The organism is Ralstonia mannitolilytica (genome assembly GCF_905397375.1).
Classification (GTDB): Bacteria; Pseudomonadota; Gammaproteobacteria; order Burkholderiales; family Burkholderiaceae; genus Ralstonia; species Ralstonia mannitolilytica.
Map to the genome: position 1 here is coordinate 454394 of NZ_CAJPVG010000001.1, position 21186 is coordinate 475579.

The window sequence follows — 21186 nt, forward strand, 5'->3', positions numbered from 1 at the left end:
CTGGCCGCGCCCGCCGCCCGCTTATCCGGCTTCATGCAGATGCACGCTTCCTCCTCCTCTTCTTCCTCGACCGCATTGCGCGTTGCGCTGGTGGGCAACCCGAATTGCGGCAAGACCGCGCTGTTCAACCTGCTGACGGGCAGCCGCCAGAAGGTGGCCAACTACGCGGGCGTGACGGTCGAGCGAAAGGAAGGCCGCTTCACCGCGCCCTCGGGCAGGCACGTGCAGATTCTCGATCTGCCGGGGGCCTACAGCCTGGTCGCCACCAGCCCGGATGAGGCCATCACGCGCGACATCTGTCTGGGCACGTTCCGCGGTGAAGCGCGCCCCGATCTGCTGGTCTGCGTGGTCGACGCCACGAACCTCCGTCTGCACCTGCGCTTCGTGCTGGAACTGCAGCGCCTTGGCCTGCCGATGGTGCTGGCCCTGAACATGGTGGATGCGGCGGAGCGCCGCGGCATCCGCATCGACCGCGCCAGGCTGGAAGCGGCGCTCGGTGTGCCCGTCGTGCAGACGGTGGCCATCAAGCGCAATGGCGCGGCCGAACTCGTCGCGCACATCGATCACGAGCAGTTGCCGGCGGCGCCGGTGGGGCTGCCCGCCGACGCCGACCCGCACGTCGAAGTCAAGCGCCTGCTGGACGCCGCCGTCAGCATGCCGCGCAGCACGGCCGAGCTGGACGACCGGCTCGACCGCATCGTGCTGCATCCGGTGCTGGGCCTGGCGCTGCTTGCCGTGCTGATGTTCCTCATGTTCCAGGCGGTGTTCTCGTGGGCACAACCGCTCATGGAAGGCATCCAGCGCGCGGTGGAAGCCGTGGGCGCGTGGGTCGGCACGGTCATGCCAGACGGCATGCTCAAGAGCCTGCTCGTCGACGGCATCATCGCCGGCACGGGCAGCGTGCTGGTATTCCTGCCGCAGATCCTGATCCTGTTCCTCTTCATCCTGTCGCTCGAGGAATCGGGCTACCTGCCGCGGGCTGCATTTCTGCTCGATCGGCTGATGGCGGGCGCGGGATTGTCGGGCCGGTCGTTCATTCCCCTGCTCTCGAGCTTTGCATGCGCGATCCCGGGGGTGATGGCGACACGGACGATCCAGGACCCGCGCGACCGTCTGGTGACGATCCTCGTCGCGCCGCTGATGACGTGCTCGGCCCGGCTGCCGGTGTATGCACTGCTGATTGGCGCGTTCATTCCGGTGCGCCAGGTGTGGGGCGTGTTCAACCTGCAGGGGCTGGTGCTGTTCGGGCTGTACATGGCCGGCATCGTCTCGGCGCTGATCGTCGCCTACGTGCTGAAGTACCTCAAGCGCGACCGCAGCGAGCATCCGCTCATTCTTGAGCTGCCGTCCTACCGGCTGCCCAGCGTGCGCAACCTGGCGGTGGGGCTGATCGAGCGTGCGCGCATCTTCCTGCGCCGCATCGGCACGGTCATCCTCAAGATGATGGTGCTGCTGTGGTTCCTGTCCACGTTCCCGTCGCCGCCGGCCGGCGCAACGGGTCCGGCCATCGACTACAGCTTTGCCGGCTACATCGGCCGCGCGATGGAAGTCGTGTTCGCGCCGATCGGCTTTACGTGGGAGATGTGCATCGCGCTCATTCCCGGCATGGCCGCGCGCGAAGTCGCCGTGAGCGCCCTGGCGACGGTGTACTCGCTGTCGGCCACGCACGAAGATGCGGCCGCGCAGCTGGCCCCGGTCATCGCGCAGCAATGGTCGCTGGCCACGGCGCTGGCGTTCCTCGCGTGGTTCGTCTACGCGCCGCAGTGCATCTCGACGCTGGCCACCATCCGCCGCGAGACCAACTCCTGGAAGGTGATGGCGGGCACGGCGGGCTATCTGTTTGCGCTGGCCTATCTGGCCGCGTTTGCCACCTACCAGATCGCACGGGTGCTGACATGAGCGTGTATCACGTGGTCGAAACCGGCGTCGTCGCCACCGTCGTGGCGCTCAGTGCGCTGTCATTGACGGGCCGATATGCGGCGGACATGCGTGCCCGCACGATGGCGCGTATGGCTGGCTGGTGTGACCGTCCGTCGAGGCCGGCATGGATGCGTGCGTTCGGCCAGCGCTTGCTGACCCCCGGCGAGGCACCATCGTGCCATTCGGACCCGCTCTCGGGCAGCGCGTGCGGCAGTGGCTGCAGCGGCTGTGCCTCGGGCGAATCATCATCGCAAGCCACCGTCGAACAGCCGATCCGCTTCGTACGCCGCAAATAGCTGGCGTCGACGCCACATCACAACACAACGGGCCCGAATCACGCGGGCCCGTTGTGTTTTTGGAAAGCGCAGGCGTAGACTGGTCCAAACCTGAACGGGGGACGCGTCATGACCGAAGAACTGCTGGTCCAGTTGATTGCGGAAGTCGAGAAGGAAGACCCGGTGGATTTCGCCAACCTGCCCTTCGACGAGCAGATGTTGCGCGACCTGGTCTGCAGGCTGGTGTCGCGCCAGCTGACGCAAATGGAAGATGCCCACTTCAGCCAGGACGAGGTGATCGTCTCGCTCACGGCCAGCATCGCCAAGCTTGTGCTGGAAAACCTCGTGTTGAATGCGCGCCTGCTGGCACAGCAGGGTCACACCGAGACCGCGCGCGAACTGCTCGACCGGATCGCCCGGCAGGCAAGGGGATAGCGGCTCAGCGCGCGACGTTGTACTGCGTGCGCGCCCGCATCAGCAAGCGCTTGGCAACGGACAGTCCGCGGATAGCCGCTTCATCGTCGTCGGTGCGGACATCGAACTCGGCGCTCCAGTTGCAGCCGGTATGGTCGGGGCGATGGATGCACATCGCGCGCAACTCGCATTGCGCGCATTCCGGATGTTGCTGAACGCAGCGGGCCAGCAAGGTCTTGAGTTCGTCTTCGGACTTCAAACGGCGTCGCATCGGCATCTCCTGGGTAACACGGTCTGTTGGAACCGCTGCCGCCAGATGAGTTTCGCCACGATCGCCCCGATGATGTTTCAGGGCGTTACCGCGTCACATCAGTGTGAAGTGCCTGCCGGCGGCTGGCAGGCCGGACACACGCCATACAGCGCCAGCGCGTGGTCGCGCAGCACGAAGCCGCGCTCGTTGGCGACGCGCTCTTGCCGGGCCTCGATGGCATCGTCGTGAAACTCCTCGACACGGCCGCACGACATGCAGATGAGGTGGTCGTGATGCGCGCCCTCATTGACTTCGTAGACCGCATGACCCGCCTCGAACGTGTGGCGCAGCAGCACGCCGGCATCCACCAGCTGGTTGAGCACGCGATACACGGTCGAGATACCGATGTCGAGCTCCGATGTGAGCAACTGGCGGTAGACATCTTCCGCGCTCAGGTGGCGGCCGTGCTCCGTACCGGCAGCGAGGATTTCCAGGATCTTGACGCGCGGCGACGTGGCTTTGAGCCCGGCCCGGCGCAGGTCGGTCGAGTTTGGCATGGCGTTGGGGGCGTGAATGAGGTACGACCGGGGGGCGGTACTGCAGGCAGAACCAGAAACAGCGGGATCGCAATCCTTCACGCGCAGTCGCTGCGTTCTGAAAAAAAACGGCATGGCTGGCAGCCCGGGAAAGACGCAGTCGGGAAAGCGGGGTCTGAGTGCTTTCCCGACTGTCGGGCGGCTTGCTACGGCCAAACGCTCTGTGTGTCAGAGCGGTCCCCACAAAAGATCGGTTGCCGGGTGCGCCCACCTGATGGAGCACGGCGCACGCGGCGGAATTCGGCTCGACGCGCCGTGCGATGGAGAGGCCGTAGAGACGTTTCCACCGACTGCAGCGCCGTCGATGGACACACTATAAATGCGAATGATTCGCATTTCAAGAATTTTTTGGTGGCCGCGGAAGGCCATGCGCCGGGTGGGGTCACCCGGTCGCGCGCAAGTTACACCGGCCCGATTGCGCGGGCATAGCCTGTCGGCGAGAAGCGCAGCGTGGTGGCCATCGACACGACGATGACGCCGATCAGCAGCAGCCACGGCGTCTGGAAGCTTCCCGTAGCCGCGCGCAGCCAGCCGACGACGTAAGGAATGATGCCCGTGATGATGAAGCCGATGCCCTGCACGAACGCGGCGAGGTAGCCGGCGGCACGCGCGTCGGGCAGATGATCGAGCGTGAGCGCCAGGCACAGCGAGAACATCGAGCCCAGCCCGCCCCCGATGAGCGCCACCCACAGCGTGGTCCCCGCCGTTGGAGCGAGCAGCAAGCCCAGCATCCCCCCAAGTTGCAGGACCAGCATCGCCAACAGCCACGGGCGGCGGTCTGGCCAGCGCCGCGCCAGCACCGGCGCCGTGAAGGCACCCAACACCTGGAACATCGTCATCACGCCGATCAGGCCGCCGGCATCCTGCGCGCTCCAGCCCAGTTGACGATAGAACATCGGCAGCCACGCGATCATGCTGGTGTAGCCGCCGTTGGTCACGCCAAAGTAGACGGCCAGCAGCCATGCGCGGCGATTGCCGAAGAAGCTCAGCACCGGCCCGCGCTGCACGGCGGCAGCTGCCTCGCGGGGCCGCGCCGTCGTCCACAGCATCAAGGCGGCCAGCGCAGGCACGGCCCACACCCCCAAACCGACGTGCCAGTCGGCAAGGTGGGCGATGCGCGGGCTCAGCGTGGCGGCAAGACCGCCGCCGGCCATCAGCGACGCGGAATACAAACCCAGCGCCATCGGCACGCGCCGCGGGAACCATCGTTTGACGATGCCGGGCACGAGGGCCTGCACGATGGCGACGCCGGTGCCGGCCAGCGCTGCGCTGGCGATCAGCGACAGGCCATCACCCGCCCACAGGCGCCACGCGCATGCGCCTGCAATGGCGAGCAGGCTGCATGCCACGCCGCGATGTTCGGGCAGCCAGCGCGCGAGCCACGGCAGGAACAACGCCACGCTGCCCATGCACAGCACCGGGATCACGGTCAGCAGCGACGCACCCGGCAGGCCGAGGCCCGTGCCTGAGCGAATCTCCGCCAGCAGCGGGCCGATGGTCGTGAGGATCGGCCGCAGGTTCAGCCCGAGCGCAATCACCACCGCCATGCCGATCCATCCGGCATCGGCCCACGCGGATGACGCGGCCGATGCGGCCGAGGCCGCGCCCCGTACGGCCGCGTCACTCATGCCTGGCGCGCCTGCCACGCGTCGTAAAGCCCGTGCTCACCCGCAGGTTTCAGCGGGCGCAACTGCAGCTCGCCTGCTTCCGGGGCACGGCGGATCTCGGCGTACATGGCGGCGGTCGACATGCCGAACGCCTCGCCGTCTTCGTTCGAGTACGCAAAGTACGCCGCGCGGATACCGCAGCGGTGCATGGCCGCGAAGCACATCGGGCACGGATGGCCGCTTGCGTACATCACCGCGCCGGTCAGGTCGGGCGTGGCCAGCGCGTGGCTGCCCTGGCGAATCGCCTGCATTTCGGCATGCGCGGTTGGGTCGTTGGTCGTGTGCACCTCGTTGACGGCGCGCGCGACGATCTCGCCGTTGCGTACCAGCACCGCGCCAAACGGCAGGCCACCTTCGTTGACGTTGGCGCGGGCCAGCGCGACGGCCTCGCGCATGTGTTGTTCATGGGTCATGGGTTTCTCCAAAAAGTCATCGGGCGCTGGCAGGGACCAGCATGTCGGCGATCGCCTTCTGGCCGCGCGCGCGTGCATGCTCCAGGGGGTCACGCCCCGGCCGTCGGCGAGGTTGACGTTGGCGCCGCGCTCGAACAGCAGACGCACGATTTGCTGATGACGCGGGCCGCCGTCGCCGAACAGGATGGCTTCGAGCAGGCCCGTCCAGCCAAGGTTGTCGACGTGGTTCACGTCGATGCCGGCGTCGAGCAGCGCCCTGACGACCGCCACGTGGCCGCGCTCGCACGCCGGGATCAGTGCGGTGCCGCCGTAGCGGTTGGTGCTCTTGAGGTTGGCGCCGTGTGCGAGCGTCATGCGCAGGATGTCAAGCCGCCCTTCCGCACCAGCCAGCAAATAGGCGCTATCGAGCCGCGTGTTCTGCGCGTTGACGTTGGCGCCGGCGTCGATCAGCACGCGCGCCGTGTCGACGTGGTTGCCTTGCGTGGCCAGCAGCAGCGTGTTGCCGCCACCGTCGCGCACGTCCACGGGCACGCCCTGCTTCAATTGCTCGAGCACCTTGGCAGTGTCGCCCTGTGCCGCGGCCTTGAGCAGCCATGCGGGCTCGCCGGCTGCCGCGCCGCCTGCGGCCGCGCCCCATGCGCAAGCCAGGACGATCCATCGCTTCCAGACATGCAACGCCATGCTGCAGCCTCGCGCATGTAGTCAACAAGCGGACGATTATGGTTGCGCCCCTACATATGTTCAAATTAAATAGTTGAATCGCACCCAGTGGGTTTCCAAATGATCGATCTGGTCTTGCTGCGCAGCTTTGTCACCGTGGTGGATACGGGCAACTTCACGCGCGCAGCCGAACACCTGCACCTGACGCAGTCGACCGTCAGCCAGCAGATCCTGCGGCTCGAGCAGCAACTGGACTGCCGCCTGCTGGACCGCAGCCAACGCCAGGTGCTGCCCACGGAAGAGGGCGACCGCCTGCTCGGCTACGCCCGGCGGCTGCTGCGGCTGGCCGACGAAGCCAGTGAGGCGCTGAGCCCCGAGCACACCGAGGGGGTGCTGCGCCTGGGCGTGCCGGAAGACCTCGGCAGCGGTGCGTTGATGCCGCTGATTGCCAGCTTTGCGCGCGAACGCCCGCGGCTGCGCCTCGAAGTGGAAAGCGGCCTCTCGCATCACCTGCTGCGCCAGTACCGCAATGGCGATCTGGACTTGCTGCTCGTCAAGCAATGGGGCACTGACAGCGACTGTCATGCACGCTGGGCCGAGCCGATCTGCTGGATCGACAGCGCCGAGCGGCCGCACATGCTGCTGCCCGGGCCATCGCAACCGTCGCTGCCGCTGGTGGCGTTTCCGGTAGGCGCGCTGTATCGGCAGGAGATGCTGCACGCGCTGGAATCGATCGGGCAGGCGTGGCGCATCACGTATTCGAGCCCGAGCCTGGCAAGCCTGTGCGCGGCCGTCAGCGCGGGCCTGGGCGTAAGCCTGCTGCCGGCCAGCTGCGTGCAGCCCGGGCACCGCGTGCTCGGTGCGGCGGATGGCTTTCCGGAAATCGGCGGGCTGGAACTTGCGCTGTTTGCGCGGCCCGACCTCGACAGCGCGGGCCGCGTGCTGCGCGATCGCCTGGTCGACATGTGCAGCGCACGCGCACAGGCGTTGCTCTGCGCCGCAGGCTGAACGCCAAAGAAAAAGCCGGACCCGCTTGTCGCAAGGTCCGGCTTCGTACGGCTTGGGCGCAGGCTTATGCCGCCTCGGCCAGCGGCACGCGGATGAGGTGGTCGAATGCCGACAGCGCGGCCTTCGCACCATCGCCGGTGGCGATGATGATCTGCTTGTACGGCGTCGTGGTCGCATCGCCTGCGGCAAACACGCCTTCCGCGCTGGTCTGGCCGCGCGCATCGACGACGATCTCGCCAAAGCGGTTGCGCTCCACCGCGCCATCCAGCCATTCGGTGTTGGGCACCAGGCCGATCTGCACGAACACGCCTTCGAGCGCGATCTCATGCTCGGCGCCGTCCACGCGGCTCTTGTAACGCAGGCCGTTGACCTTCTGGCCGTCACCCGTGATCTCGGTGGTCTGCGCGTTGGTGACGATGGTCGCGTTCGGCAGGCTTTGCAGCTTGCGCACCAGCACGGCGTCCGCCTTCAGCTCGCCGGCAAACTCGAGCAGCGTGACGTGGCTGACCAGGCCGGCCAGGTCGATGGCCGCCTCCACGCCGGAGTTGCCGCCGCCGATGACGGCCACGCGCTTGCCCTTGAACAGCGGGCCATCGCAGTGCGGGCAGTACGCCACGCCCTTGTTCTTGTATTCCTGCTCGCCCGGCACGTTGACGTTGCGCCAGCGCGCGCCGGTCGACAGGATGACCGAACGGCCCTTGAGCACCGCACCGTTGGCCAGCGTCACCTTGGCAAGGCCGCCCGGCTTGTCTGCAGGGGTCAGCTTGACCGCCCGTTGTGCGTTCATGATGTCGACCTCGTACTGACGCACGTGCTGCTCCAGCGCGGCGGCAAACTTCGGCCCTTCGGTCTCCTGCACGGAGATGAAGTTCTCGATGCCCAGCGTGTCGAGCACCTGGCCGCCAAAGCGCTCGGCCACCACACCGGTGCGCACGCCCTTGCGCGCCGCATACACGGCCGCAGCGGCACCCGCCGGGCCACCGCCGACGATCAGCACGTCAAACGCTTCCTTGGCAGCCAGCTTCTCAGCGTCACGCGCGGCGGCGCCGGTGTCGATCTTGGCCAGGATCTCTTCCACGCCCATGCGGCCCGTGCCGAACATCTCGCCGTTCAGGAACACGGTCGGCACGGCCATGATCTGGCGCGCCTCGATCTCGCCCTGATACAGCGCGCCGTCGATGGCGACGTGCTGGATACGCGGGTTGATGACCGACATCACGTTCAGCGCCTGGACCACGTCCGGGCAGTTCTGGCACGTGAGCGACATGTACGTCTCGAAGCGGAAATCGCCTTCGATGTTGCGGATCTGCTCGATGACGTCGGCATCGAGCTTGGGCGCATAGCCTCCCACCTGCAGCAGCGCCAGCACGAGCGAGGTGAACTCGTGGCCAGTCGGCACGGCCGCAAAGCGCACGCTCACGTCGGCGCCGGTGCGGCGGATCAGGAACGACGGCGCGCGCTCGGCGGCATCGCGTTGTTCGGTGAGCGAGATCATGCCGGACTGCTCGGCCACGTCGCGCAGCAGCTCCATCATGTCGCGGGAGCCCTCGCTGTCATCGACGTTGGCGACCAGCTCAATGGGCTGCACGAGGCGTTCGAGGTAGCCCTTCAGTTGGGCCTTGACATCAGCATCCAGCATGACGACTTCCTTTTTTCGTTGAATCCGTGACAGGGCGCGGCACATGCCTGCGCCCTTAAGCAAACGGCCGGCAGAGCCGGCCGTTTTTTCTGCTGCATTCCTGCAGCAAACAGCCTCACAACTCAGATCTTGCCGACCAGGTCCAGCGACGGCTTGATCGTCTTCGCGCCTTCGTTCCACTTGGCCGGGCACACTTCGCCCGGGTGGCTGGCGACGAACTGGGCAGCCTTGAGCTTGCGCAGGGTTTCCTTCACGTCGCGGGCGATGGCGTTGTCATGCACTTCCATCGTCTTGATCACGCCTTGCGGGTCGATCACGAAGGTGCCGCGCAGGGCCAGGCCTTCTTCGGGGATGTGCACGCCGAAGGCGTTGGTCAGTTGGTGCGTCGGGTCGCCCACCAGCGGGAACTGAGCCTTACCCACGGCCGGCGAGGTTTCGTGCCACACCTTGTGCGAGAAATGCGTGTCGGTCGTCACGATGTAGACCTCGGCGCCGGCCTTCTGGAACTCGGCGTAGTTGTCGGCGGCGTCTTCCACTTCGGTCGGGCAGTTGAAGGTGAATGCGGCCGGCATGAAGATCAGCACGGACCACTTGCCCTTGAGCGACTCTTCCGTGACTTCGATGAACTTGCCGTTGTGGAACGCTTGGGCCTTGAACGGTTGGACTTGAGTATTGATCAGCGACATAGTGGTTTTCAGTAGGTTGCTTGGTTGACAACGGGAGTGATCGTATCGCCGTTCCGTCAATTGCACAAGTTGATTGATCTTATTTTTCCGATTGTTTTTTTCTATTAAAAGACAACCGTGGCACCCGGACTCGTTGGCCCTCCGCGCCCAAGCGCGGTTGCCATGGCATGGAGGAAATTACACAACGCATACCCAGGTTGCACACGCTGCACGTGCCGGCTCCGCGGCACGTTTCATGCAGCCGCAAGGCGCCGCGCGGAGCGGATCGCAGCCTTGTCAGCGTCTGTCTGACTGGCATAGGTCTTGCGCGAAGGGGGAGATCGCAAACCTCCGTCACGCACCGGAGCCGTGCCATTGCTCATGCAGTTGGCCGATCCGGCGATGGCGGTTCCCCCGGGAGCATGACCTTGTCGCTGAACGTCCTTTTTGTCGCTTCGGAAGCTGTGCCGCTGGCCAAGACCGGCGGGCTTGCAGATATGGTCGGCGCATGCGCCGTCGCGCTGCGCCGGGCCGGTCTGCAGGTGACCGCGATGCTGCCGGGCTATCCCGACGCCATCGCCCAACTGCAGCAACCCCGCACGCTATGTGAATGGACCGACCTGCCCGGGGGGCCCGCGCGGCTGCTCAGCGGGCACGTGGGTCCGCATGCGATTCCGGTGCTGCTGTTCGATGCGCCGGCGCTGTTCGGGCGGCTGGGCAATCCGTATCTGGACCACCACGGCGAGCCGTACGACGACAACGCCTTGCGCTTTGCTGCATTCAGCCATGCAGCAGCGCGGGTGGCCGCGGGCGTGCAGGGCGCGGGGCGCTTCGACGTCGTGCAGGCGCACGACTGGCATACCGGGCTCGTGCCGCTGCTCGTCAAGCGCGCGGGCGCGCGGGCCAGGACGGTCTTTACCGTGCACAACCTGGCCTTCCAGGGCAATTTCCCGATGAGCGTGGTGCCGCAGATCGGCGTGCCGGCCGATGCGGCGCACGAGGCCGAGTTCTGGGGACAGTTCAGCTTCCTGAAGGCGGGCCTGCTGTGGGCCGACCGCATCACCACCGTAAGCCACGCCTATGCGCGCGAAATCCTGACCGAGGCGGCCGGCTGCGGCATGGAAGACCTGCTGCGCGCGCGCCAGCAAGACCTCGTCGCCATCCTCAACGGCATCGACAACGAGGTGTGGAACCCGTCGAAGGACCCCCTGCTGCCGCAGCCGTTCGCGGCATCGAACCTCACCGGCAAGCACACCGCCAAGCGCGTGCTGCAGCAGCGCTTCGGCTTGCCGGAGGATGCGCAGGCGCCCCTGCTCGCCGTGGGCAGCCGCCTGACGCATCAGAAGATGGCCGATGTGACGCTCCAGGCGTTGCCGCAGCTGCTCGAATCGAACCCGCGCCTGCAGGTGGCGGTGCTCGGCTGCGGCGAACACCAGTACGAGAGCGGCATGGCCGAACTCGCGGCACGCTACCCGCGCCAGATGGCCGCGAAGATCGGCTACACCGAGGCCCATGCCCACCTGCTGCACGCGGGCGCCGACATCCTGCTGCACGGCAGCCGCTTCGAGCCATGCGGCCTGACGCCGCTGTACTCCATGCGCTACGGCACGGTGCCGGTGGCCTCCCGCGTGGGCGGCCTGATCGACACCATCACAGACCTTGGGTCGCCGGAGGCGGCGCTGCATGGCGCCACGGGTTTCCTGTTCGACGGCGAGACGGCCGACGCGATGGTTTCGGCGGTGGACCGTGCGCTGCGCGTCTTCGCACAACCGCAAGCGTGGCGCGTCCTGCAATACAACGGCATGACGACTGACTTCGGCTGGTCGCAGCCCGCACGCGAGTACGTCGCGCTGTATCGCACGCTGGCGCCCGCGGCCACGCCCATGCCGTCGGTGGCGCTGGCGCAGGCCCCCGCCACGCCGGAGCCGCTGCCGACCCATCGCGCCGATGCGCCCGCGCGCGCGCCGGCACGGCGGCGTTCGACGGGCTTGTCCGATGAGGTCCGCGCCCACGCGGTGGCACGCGCAGCCAGCACCGAAAAGATTCGCGCCTGATCGTATCGGCGCCCCGCCCCGGTTTCACGCATGCCCCAGACCAAGAAGCCCAACACCACCGCACCACGCAAGAACACCGCAGCGCTCAAGGCTGCCAAGCCCCCGGGCAGCGAAGCCCGGGCGGTGGCCCGGACGGCGGACCGGCCTCGCACCGCGCCGCCGCTTTACGCGCCTGCCATCTGCTATCTGCATCCGCTGCAGATGGGGCGGCTGGACCGCTGGGAAGGCGTGCTCGACCGCATTGCGTCGCTGGGGTTCGACCACGTGTTGATGGCCCCGCCGTTCCAGACCGGCGCGGCGGGCAACGTGTTCGTCACGCGTGACCACGCGCAGTTGCATGACGCGCTGGGCGGCGGCCCGGCCGATGCCGCACTGGCGACGCTGGCGCAGGCGTGCCGCGCGCGCGGCCTGACGCTGCTGCTCGATCTCGTGATCGACCGTGTGGCGACCGATGCGCCCTTGCGCGCCGACCACCCCGACTGGTTCGCCAGCCACGCAGAAGACGGCGACGCGCTGGACCCGCGCCTGCCGCCCTCGCACCTCGAGGTGGCCTGCTTCCGCCACGACAACCCGCACTGCGGCGACGCCATCCTCGCGTGGTGGACGCAACAGCTGCGTGCGTGGGCCGCGCTCGGCATCGGCGGCTTCCGCTGCGAAGCACCGGCGCGCCTGCCCGCCGAGCGATGGCAGGCGCTGATGGCCGACACCCGTGCCGCGGCCCCGCCAGACCCAGGCCTGCGCTTCCTGGCCTGGACGCCCGGCATGGACGCCGCAGCCGTTGACGCCTTGGCCGGTGCCGGCTTTGACGCCACGTTTTCGTCGCTGCGCTGGTGGGATTTCCGCGCCAGCTGGATGGTGGAAGAACACGCACGGCTGGCGGCCGTGGCACCGCCCATCGCCACCGTGGAAGCGCCGTTCGGCACGCGCTACGGCCAGGCATTCGGCGACGCGATGGTGCGCGAACGCGCGTATCGCCGCATCCTGCATGTGGCCGACACGCTCGATGCGGGCTGGCTGATGCCGCTCGGCTTCGAGCGCGGCGCGCTGCTGCCCATGCTGGCCGACCGCGGCGATCCGTCCGATCAGCAATGGATCGACGCGCACGCTGCCTTCGACCTGAGCGATGCCGTGCGCGACGTCAATGCGACCATCCGTGCGGCGCGCGATGCCGGCACCGTGGCGCCGCACGCCGAGCTGCGCATGCTCACCGGGCCCGATGCGCCGGCCACGGCCATGCTGCGTGCCGACGGGCCCGACCTGCGCGCCGGCGATGCAGCCACCCTCGTCGTCATCAACCCCGACCTGCACATGGGCGTCTCGGTGCACGCAGACCACTTCCTGCCCGGCGTGGCAGGCGGTTTCACCCGTGGCGTGGCGCTGGACCTGCTCACCGAACCCATCGGCAGTTGCGACGACGCACTGCGCCCGAAGGCCCGGCCCCTGGCCGAGATCGACCTGCTGCCCGGCGACGTGCAGGTCTGGCGTGTGTTCCGCAGCGCGCCCGTACGCTATCCGGCGGCAGAGAAGACCGCGAAGCGCGCGCGCATGAAAGGCGACGATGCAAAGGCACCGGTCAACGCTGCCATTGCGGCGCCGCGCATCGGGATCGAACACGTGCAGCCGGCCGTCGACGATGGCCGCTTTGCCGTCAAGCGCCTGGTGGGCGATGACATCGTCGTCGAAGCCGATGTGCTGATGGACGGACACGACCAGCTCGCGGTGCAGCTGCTGTGGCGCGCGCAGGATGAAGACACCTGGCAGCAGGTGCCGATGGTGCCGCTTGGCAATGACCGCTGGCGCGGCGTGTTCCGGCCCGAACGGCTGGGGCGGCACGTGTATGCGGTGGCTGCGTGGCGCGATGCGTTCGGTACGTACCGGTCGGAGCTCGAGAAGAAGCACGCGGCCGGGGTAGACGTCACGCTGGAGCTGGAAGAAGGCACGCGGCTCGTCGCGCAGGCGGCCGAGCATGCGCCCGCCGATGCGCCCGCCGGGGCGCTGCACAAGCTGGCGCAACTGCTCGCAGATGCCGATCCGGCGCATCGCCTCAAGCTGCTGCTGGATCCGCCCACCGCGCACGTGATGGCGCAGGCCTCGCACTATCGGCCGTTCTACGTGGAGACCGCGCCGTACCCGCTCGAGGTCGAACGCGGCGGCGCTGCCTTTGCGAGCTGGTACGAACTCTTTCCGCGTTCCGCCTCGGGCGACGAGCACCGGCACGGCACCTTCGACGACGTCATCCGCCGGCTTGGCGCCATTCGCGGCATGGGCTTCGACGTACTGTACTTCCCGCCCATCCACCCGATCGGCCGCACCAACCGCAAGGGCCGCAACAACAGCCTGCAGGCCGCGCCGGACGACCCGGGCAGCCCGTACGCCATCGGCGCGGAGGAAGGCGGACACGATGCCATCCATCCGCAGCTCGGCACGCTGGAAGACTTCCGCCGCCTGCGCGACGCTGCCCGTGAGAAGGGCCTGGAACTGGCGCTGGACTTCGCCATTCAATGCTCGCCCGATCACCCGTGGCTGCGCGAACACCCGGGCTGGTTTGCGTGGCGGCCCGACGGCAGCATCAAGTACGCAGAGAACCCACCCAAGAAATACGAAGACATCGTCAACGTCGACTTCTACGCGAATGACGCCAAACCCGCGCTGTGGCTGGCGTTGCGCGACGTGGTGATGTTCTGGGCCGACGAAGGCATCCGCCTGTTCCGCGTCGACAACCCGCACACCAAGCCGCTGCCGTTCTGGGAATGGATGATCGGCGAGGTGCGCGCGCGATACCCCGACGCGGTGTTCCTCTCCGAGGCCTTTACGCGGCCGAAGGTGATGTACCGCCTCGCCAAGGTCGGGTTTTCGCAGTCGTACACGTACTTCACGTGGCGGCACACCAAGCAGGAGTTCATCGATTACCTGACCGAACTCACGCGCACGCCGGTGCGGGAATATTTCCGCCCCCATTTCTTCGTCAACACACCGGACATCAACCCGGTGTTCCTGCAGACCTCCGGCCGGCCGGGCTTCCTCATTCGTGCCGCGCTGGCGGCCACGCTGTCTGGCCTCTGGGGCGTCTACAACGGCTTCGAGCTGTGCGAGGGGCGCGCGATACCGGGCAAGGAGGAATACCTCGACTCCGAGAAGTATCAGCTGCGCGCGTGGGACCACAACCGCCCCGGCAACATCGTCAAGGAGATCGCGCTGCTCAACCGCATCCGCCGCGCCAACCCGGCCCTGCACTCGCACCTGGGCGTGACGTTCCAGCCGGCATCGGGCGAGCACATCCTGTTCTTCAGCAAATCGACGCCGCCCGTGCTGCCGACCAACCCGGCGGAACTCGCCAATGCGTTGCAGCATGGGCAGCAGGACCGCTTTGGCGACAACACGCTGTTCGTGGCCATCAACCTCGACCCGCACCACGCGCATGAGTCCGACATCGAACTGCCGCTGTGGCAATGGGGCCTGCCCGATCACGGCGCCCTGATGGCCGAGAACCTCGTCACCGGCCACCGCACGGTGTGGCGCGGCAAGTGGCAGCACATCCGCCTGGAGCCCGAGCAGCCGTTTGCGATCTGGCGCGTACGTCCGGCACTGCCCTCGGAGGAACAACCGTCATGACGCGCAACCCGACCGCGCTGCTGGTGGACGATCCGCTCTGGTACAAGGACGCCGTCATCTATCAACTGCACGTCAAGTCGTTCTGCGATTCGAACAACGACGGCGTGGGCGACTTCCCCGGCCTGATCTCCAAGCTCGACTACATTGCCGAGCTTGGCGTGGATGTGATCTGGCTGCTGCCGTTCTACCCATCGCCGCGCCGCGACGACGGCTACGACATTGCGGAATACCGCGGCGTGCATCCGGACTACGGCACGATGGCCGACGTGCGGCGCTTCATTGCCGAGGCGCATGCGCGCGGCTTGCGGGTCATCACCGAACTCGTCATCAACCACACGTCGGACCAGCACCCGTGGTTCCAGCGCGCGCGACGCGCCAAGCCGGGCTCGGCGCTGCGCGATTTCTACGTCTGGTCGGACAACGACAAGAAGTACGCCGGCACGCGCATCATCTTCATCGACACCGAGCCGTCCAACTGGACGTGGGATCCGGTGGCCAATGCGTACTACTGGCACCGCTTCTATTCGCACCAGCCCGATCTCAACTTCGACAACCCGCGCGTGCTCAAGGCCGTGCTGGGGGTGATGAAGTTCTGGCTGAACCTCGGTGTGGACGGCCTGCGTCTGGATGCGGTGCCCTACCTCGTCGAGCGCGAAGGCACGTCCAACGAGAACCTGCCCGAGACACACGCCGTGCTGCGCAAGATCCGCGCGGCAATGGATGCGGAATTCAAGAACCGCCTGCTGCTGGCCGAAGCCAACCAGTGGCCGGAAGACACGCAGGAGTACTTCGGCAACGGCGACGAATGCCACATGGCGTTCCACTTCCCGCTGATGCCGCGCATGTACATGGCGATCGCGCGTGAAGACCGCTTCCCGATCACCGACATCATGCGGCAGACGCCCGAGGTGCCGCCCAACTGCCAGTGGGCGATCTTCCTGCGCAACCACGACGAGCTCACGCTCGAGATGGTGACCGACGCCGAGCGCGACTACCTGTGGGAGGTCTACGCCAGCGACCGCCGCGCGCGCCTGAACCTCGGCATCCGCCGGCGCCTCGCGCCGCTGCTCGAGCGCGACCGCCGCCGCGTGGAGCTGATGAACAGCCTGCTGTTCTCGATGCCCGGCACGCCCGTCATGTACTACGGCGACGAGATCGGCATGGGCGACAACATCCACCTGGGCGACCGCGACGGCGTGCGCACGCCCATGCAGTGGTCGCCCGACCGCAACGGCGGTTTCTCGCGCGCCGACCCCGAGCAGCTCGTGCTGCCGGCCATCATGGGCTCGCTGTACGGCTATGAATCGGTGAACGTGGAAGCGCAGAGCCGCGATGCGCATTCGCTGCTGAACTGGACACGCCGGCTGCTCGCCACGCGCAAGCGGCATCGCGTGTTCGGGCGCGGCTCGATCCAGTTCCTGCAGCCGGCCAACCGGAAGGTGCTGGCGTATATCCGCGCGCTCGAAGGGGAGGCGCCGATCCTGTGCGTGGCGAACCTGTCGCGCGCTTCACAAGCGGTGGAGCTCGATCTTTCGGCATTTGCACAGCGCGTGCCGGTAGAGCTGATCGGCGGCACGGCGTTCCCGCCGATCGGGCAACTGTCGTACCTGCTCACGCTTCCGCCGTATGCGTTCTACTGGCTGGAGCTGCGCGAGAACGAGCCCGGCCCCACATGGGCGCAACCGGCCGCCGAGCAGTTGCCCGAGTTCACCACGCTGGTGTTGCGCGCCGGGCTGGATACGCTGGCCGACACGCGCCAGCGAGAAGCACACCGCCAGCTGATCGAGCGCGAGATCCTGCCGACGTACCTGCCCAAGCGCCGCTGGTTTGCCGCCAAGGACAGCGTGCTGCGCAGTGCAAAGTTCGCGTGGGGTGCGACGGTGCCGGTCGATGCAGCGTCCACGAACCGTCCGCTGGCCGGCGCGACACGGCCCGAGGTGTTCTTCAACGAAGTGGCCGTCACGCTGGGCGGGCCCGACGGCTCGGAGCGCGTCGAGCGCTACCTGCTGCCGCTGTCGATCGCCTGGGAATCGGCCACGCTGCCCGCGCTGCCGATCCAGCTTGCGCTTGCGCGCGTGCGGCGCGGCCGCCATGTCGGCTACCTGACCGACGCCTTCACCACCGAGACGTTCGCGCGAGCGCTGCTGACCAACCTCGTGCGCGGCACCACGCTCGAAGCCAACGACGGCGCGGTGCGCTTCGAGCCGGAGCCGAACATCGCCGAGCTGGACCAGCCGCCCGAAAGCACCGAGACCGGCGCGACGCCACTCGCGGCGCTGCCGCTGTCGCCGGATGCGCCCATCCATTGGCTGGCTGCCGAGCAGTCGAACAGCTCGCTGGTGATCGGCGAATCGGTGATCGTCAAGCTGATCCGCCGCATCGCCCCGGGCGTGCACCCCGAGGTCGAGATGACGCGGCACCTCACGCGCGTCGGTTACGCCAACACGGCGGCGCTGATCGGCGAAATCGCGCACGTGAGCGCCGACGGAGAGCGCGCCACGCTGGCCGTCATGCAGAGCTTCGTCCCGAACCAGGGCGACGCCTGGACGTGGGCGCTCGACTACCTGCGGCGCACCATCGACGAGTTGGCGGTCGTCACGGAAGGCGTGACGCGGGGCGACGGCGAATCCTCTCCGGTGGCCGTGACGGAAGCGCGCACCGACACCGACGAGGCGCTGGCCGGATACGTCGCTTTCATGGGCACGATCGGCACGCGACTGGGCGAGCTGCATGCCGCTCTCGCCGCCCCCACTGAAGATCCGAACTTCGGGGCGCGCCTTGCCGACCCCGACGACGCCAACTACTGGACGGCCCGCGTGCACGAGCACCTGACGCGGGCGCTGGACCACCTGGCGGCGTGGCAGCAACAGAACGCGCCGCATGCAGACGTGCAATGGCTGCTGTCTGAACGGCAGGCGCTGCTGGACGCCGCCAGCGAGCGCGCGCAGGCGGGCATCGGCGCCAGGCTGTCGCGCATCCACGGAGATTTCCACCTGGGTCAGGTGCTCGTCGCGCAGGGCGACGCCTTCCTGATCGACTTTGAAGGCGAGCCGTCGCGCCCGGTGGAAGAGCGCCGCCGCAAGACCAGCCCGCTGCGTGACGTGGCCGGCCTCATGCGTTCGCTCGACTACGTGGTCGGCGCCATGCGGCAAGGCCCCGAGCACGTGGCCGGGCCCGCACAGGAACGGCGCGACCACCTGCTGGAGCTGTTCCGCTCCGCGTCTACCGAGCGCTTTCTGGAAGCCTATGCGGCGGCCATCCGCGGGCCCGAGCTGAACACCCTCCACGCGCCCGTGGTGGACCTCGATCTGCTCGACCTGTTCCTGCTGGAAAAGGCCGCGTACGAGGTGAACTACGAAGCGGCCAACCGGCCGGCCTGGCTACCGATTCCGCTCGCCGGCCTCACGCGCGTGGCACGCCGCCTGCTGCATGCCGAACCACCCCAACCTGCTGCGGAAGACTCGACCGGAGGCCCACCGTGACCGCGCTGGACTTTGCCAACCCGCCCAAGGCGGCCGCGCCTGAGCCGGCCGTCGTGCTGCCGCCCGGCGTCGACCAGGCGCAGGTGGACGCGCTCACGCACGGCCGCCTGGGCGATCCGTTCTCCGTCCTGGGGCCGCATCGCGTGGACGGCAGCGAGGGCCCGCGGTGGGTCGTGCGCGCCTTCTACCCCGGCGCGCGCCGCGTGCAGACCATCGATTCGCGCGGCCAGACGATCACCGAGATGACACAGGTCGGGCGCACGGGCCTCTTCCACGGGCCGCTGCAGGCCGATGCACAGGACGTGTACGGCCACCCCGAGGCCTATCGGCTGCGCATCATCTGGCCCGCCGGCACCGGCCACGAGGCCGTGCAGGAGACCGAAGACCCGTATGCCTTCGGCCTGCTGCTCGGCGACGACGACCTGCGGCAGATCAACGAGGGCACGCACTGGCGCCTCGCCGACTGCCTGGGCGCACACGCGGTGAAGATGGACGGCATGACGGGCGTGCGCTTTGCCGTGTGGGCCCCCAACGCGCAACGCGTGTCCGTGGTGGGCGACTTCAACCAGTGGGACGGCCGCCGCCACCCGATGCGGCTGCGCCACGAGGCCGGCGTGTGGGAGCTGTTCCTGCCCAGCGGCCTTGGTGTCGGCCCCGGTGCGCGCTACAAGTTCGAGCTGATCGGCGCCGACGGCCACCTCGTGGTCAAGGCAGACCCCGTTGCGCGCCAGACCGAGCCGCCGCCGGCCACGGCGTCCGTGGTGGCGGACCCGTCGGCATTCCGCTGGGGCGACGATGCATGGATGCAGACGCGCGCCGAGCGCCAGCAGCCCGAGGCGCCCATCGCCATCTACGAGGTGCACGCCGGTTCCTGGCTGCGTGACCTGGAAGACGGCCGCCGCAGCCTGCACTGGGACGAACTGGCCGATCGGCTGATCCCGTACGTAAGCGCCCTCGGCTTCACGCACATCGAACTGCTGCCGGTGGCCGAGCACCCTTTTGGCGGCAGCTGGGGCTACCAGCCGCTCGGGCTCTTTGCGCCATCTGCGCGCTTCGGCGCGCCGGAGGCGTTCGCGCGCTTCGTGGATCGATGCCATCAGGCCAACCTCGGCGTCATCGTCGACTGGGTGCCCGCGCACTTCCCCACCGACTCGCATGGCCTTGCCCGCTTTGACGGCACCGCCCTCTACGAGCACCAGGACCCGCGCGAAGGGTTTCACCAGGACTGGAACACGCTCATCTACAACTTCGGCCGCAATGAAGTGCGCGGCTTCCTGATCGCCAGCGCGCTCGAGTGGCTGGAGCGCTTCCACATCGACGGCCTGCGCGTGGATGCCGTGGCGTCGATGCTGTATCGCGACTACTCCCGCCGCGCCGGCGAATGGGTACCCAACCGCTATGGCGGCCGCGAAAACCTCGAAGCCGTGGCCTTCCTGCAGCAGATGAACACGCTGGTGCACGAACGCTGCCCCGGCGCCATCACGATCGCGGAGGAATCCACCGCGTGGCCCGGCGTGACCGCGCCCGTCGAGTTCAACGGCCTGGGCTTCGACTACAAGTGGAACATGGGCTGGATGCACGACACGCTGCACTACATGCAGCGCGACCCGGTGTACCGCCAGCACCATCACGACGGCATGACGTTCGGGCTCGTCTATGCATTCTCCGAACGTTTCATCCTGCCGATCTCGCACGACGAGGTCGTCCACGGCAAGGGTTCGCTGCTCGGCAAGATGCCCGGCGACGAATGGCAGCGCCTGGCCAACCTGCGCGCCTACCTCGCCTTCATGTGGATGCACCCCGGCAAGAAGCTGCTGTTCATGGGATGCGAGTTTGGGCAGGTGGGCGAATGGAATCACGATGCCTCGCCCGAATGGCACCTGCTGGACGACCCGAGACACCGCGGCGTACAGCGGCTCGTGCACGACCTCAACGCGCTGTACCGCAGTGAACCTTCACTGCATGCGCGCGACTGCGCGCCGGAGGGCTTCAACTGGGTGATCGGCGATGACCGCACCAACAGCGTGTTCGCGTTCCTGCGGCTGGACGGCGATGGGCGGCCGATGCTGGTGGTGGCCAACATGACGCCCGTGCCGCGCGAAGGCTACCGGATCGGCGTGCCGCCGGCAGACGGCGCCGTGCAGTGGCGCGAGGTGCTGAACACCGATGCCGCCGTGTATGGCGGAAGCGACCTCGGGAATGGCGGCGCGGTGGATGTGGACCATGTCGGGTCGCATGGGCAGGGGCAGTCGCTGGTGTTGAGGTTGCCGCCGTTGGGGGTCGTGGTGTTTAAGGTTTGAGGTTTTCGGGTTGTTGGTTTTGGTCGGGGTTGGGGTTGGGGGTTTTTGTTGTTGGGGCATTTCTGTTTCCCCCCCTGCCGCGGCTGACTCACTGTCTTTGTCTTGCCAAAGAGAAGCAGGTCGGCCACAGCAGGGGACGATACGAGGCATGCACCACAAGCACCCGCCCCGGCAAGGGCGAGAACCAAGGGACGCACCACAAAAAAAATAGCTCCACTCCACCAGAGCAAT

Annotated in this window: 14 protein-coding genes and 1 pseudogene; 8 read left to right on the forward strand and 7 right to left on the reverse strand. The window is 67.6% G+C overall.

What is annotated here, in order from left to right; translation table 11 throughout:
• Window positions 1–33 precede the first annotated feature (33 nt).
• The 3 genes from feoB (at window position 34) to KHN96_RS01980 (ending at window position 2630) form a co-directional block, all read left to right on the forward strand.
• A complete protein-coding gene (gene feoB / locus KHN96_RS01970; RefSeq protein WP_045219440.1) occupies window positions 34–1899 on the forward strand; it encodes a ferrous iron transport protein B in 1866 nt (621 codons plus the stop codon).
• On the forward strand, window positions 1896–2216 hold the full coding sequence (locus KHN96_RS01975; RefSeq protein ID WP_045219438.1) for a DUF6587 family protein: 321 nt from the start codon (window positions 1896–1898) through the stop codon (window positions 2214–2216). Before feoB ends, KHN96_RS01975 begins: the two co-directional genes overlap by 4 nt.
• Window positions 2217–2324: 108 nt before the next feature.
• On the forward strand, window positions 2325–2630 hold the full coding sequence (locus tag KHN96_RS01980; RefSeq protein WP_062738761.1) for a hypothetical protein: 306 nt from the start codon (window positions 2325–2327) through the stop codon (window positions 2628–2630).
• A 4-nt stretch (window positions 2631–2634) separates the two neighbouring features.
• On the opposite strand, the gene KHN96_RS01985 is transcribed toward KHN96_RS01980, so the two are convergent.
• The 5 genes and pseudogenes from KHN96_RS01985 to KHN96_RS02005 form a co-directional block, all read right to left on the reverse strand.
• Window positions 2635–2880: a hypothetical protein gene (locus KHN96_RS01985; RefSeq protein WP_045219434.1), complete on the reverse strand. Its 246-nt coding sequence runs from the start codon at window positions 2878–2880 to the stop codon at window positions 2635–2637.
• A 98-nt stretch (window positions 2881–2978) separates the two neighbouring features.
• Window positions 2979–3416, reverse strand: coding sequence for a ferric iron uptake transcriptional regulator (gene fur / locus KHN96_RS01990; protein WP_045219432.1), 438 nt, complete (start codon window positions 3414–3416; stop codon window positions 2979–2981).
• A gap of 440 nt (window positions 3417–3856) precedes the next feature.
• Complete coding sequence (locus tag KHN96_RS01995) at window positions 3857–5083, reverse strand: CynX/NimT family MFS transporter (RefSeq protein ID WP_115044474.1); 1227 nt, start codon at window positions 5081–5083, stop codon at window positions 3857–3859.
• Window positions 5080–5613, reverse strand: coding sequence for a nucleoside deaminase (locus tag KHN96_RS02000; RefSeq protein WP_309473846.1), 534 nt, complete (start codon window positions 5611–5613; stop codon window positions 5080–5082). Before KHN96_RS02000 ends, KHN96_RS01995 begins: the two co-directional genes overlap by 4 nt.
• Window positions 5552–6216, reverse strand: a pseudogene (locus KHN96_RS02005) (ankyrin repeat domain-containing protein). Before KHN96_RS02005 ends, KHN96_RS02000 begins: the two are co-directional and overlap by 62 nt.
• A gap of 99 nt (window positions 6217–6315) precedes the next feature.
• Here KHN96_RS02005 and KHN96_RS02010 point away from each other — a divergent pair.
• Window positions 6316–7203 (forward strand): LysR family transcriptional regulator, encoded by an 888-nt coding sequence (locus KHN96_RS02010; protein ID WP_045219425.1) that lies wholly within the window; start codon window positions 6316–6318, stop codon window positions 7201–7203.
• A gap of 64 nt (window positions 7204–7267) precedes the next feature.
• Here the strand turns inward: KHN96_RS02010 and ahpF are convergent, their stop codons facing one another.
• Both ahpF and ahpC read right to left on the reverse strand, forming a co-directional pair.
• Window positions 7268–8842: an alkyl hydroperoxide reductase subunit F gene (ahpF, locus tag KHN96_RS02015; RefSeq protein ID WP_062738758.1), complete on the reverse strand. Its 1575-nt coding sequence runs from the start codon at window positions 8840–8842 to the stop codon at window positions 7268–7270.
• 122 nt (window positions 8843–8964) lie between these two features.
• Entirely contained in the window at window positions 8965–9528 is a 564-nt protein-coding gene (ahpC, locus tag KHN96_RS02020; RefSeq protein ID WP_045219422.1) for an alkyl hydroperoxide reductase subunit C, read from the reverse strand.
• Window positions 9529–9929: 401 nt separating this feature from the next.
• Between ahpC and glgA the strand changes: the two genes are divergently transcribed.
• Genes glgA through glgB form a run of 4 tightly spaced genes read left to right on the forward strand, consistent with a single transcriptional unit; the run spans window position 9930 to window position 20955 of the window.
• Window positions 9930–11561, forward strand: a complete 1632-nt coding sequence (gene glgA, locus KHN96_RS02025; RefSeq protein WP_062738757.1) for a glycogen synthase GlgA — start codon at window positions 9930–9932, stop codon at window positions 11559–11561.
• A gap of 30 nt (window positions 11562–11591) precedes the next feature.
• The gene (locus KHN96_RS02030; protein WP_062738756.1) at window positions 11592–15173 is read left to right on the forward strand and encodes a maltotransferase domain-containing protein; all 3582 of its coding nucleotides are present in this window, start codon (window positions 11592–11594) and stop codon (window positions 15171–15173) included.
• Entirely contained in the window at window positions 15170–18655 is a 3486-nt protein-coding gene (gene treS, locus KHN96_RS02035) for a maltose alpha-D-glucosyltransferase (RefSeq protein WP_062738755.1), read from the forward strand. Before KHN96_RS02030 ends, treS begins: the two co-directional genes overlap by 4 nt.
• Window positions 18652–20955 carry a 1,4-alpha-glucan branching protein GlgB gene (gene glgB / locus KHN96_RS02040; protein WP_062738754.1) on the forward strand — a complete coding sequence of 768 codons (2304 nt, stop codon included), beginning with the start codon at window positions 18652–18654 and terminating at the stop codon, window positions 20953–20955. The genes treS and glgB overlap by 4 nt, the downstream gene beginning before the upstream one ends.
• Window positions 20956–21186 lie beyond the last annotated feature (231 nt).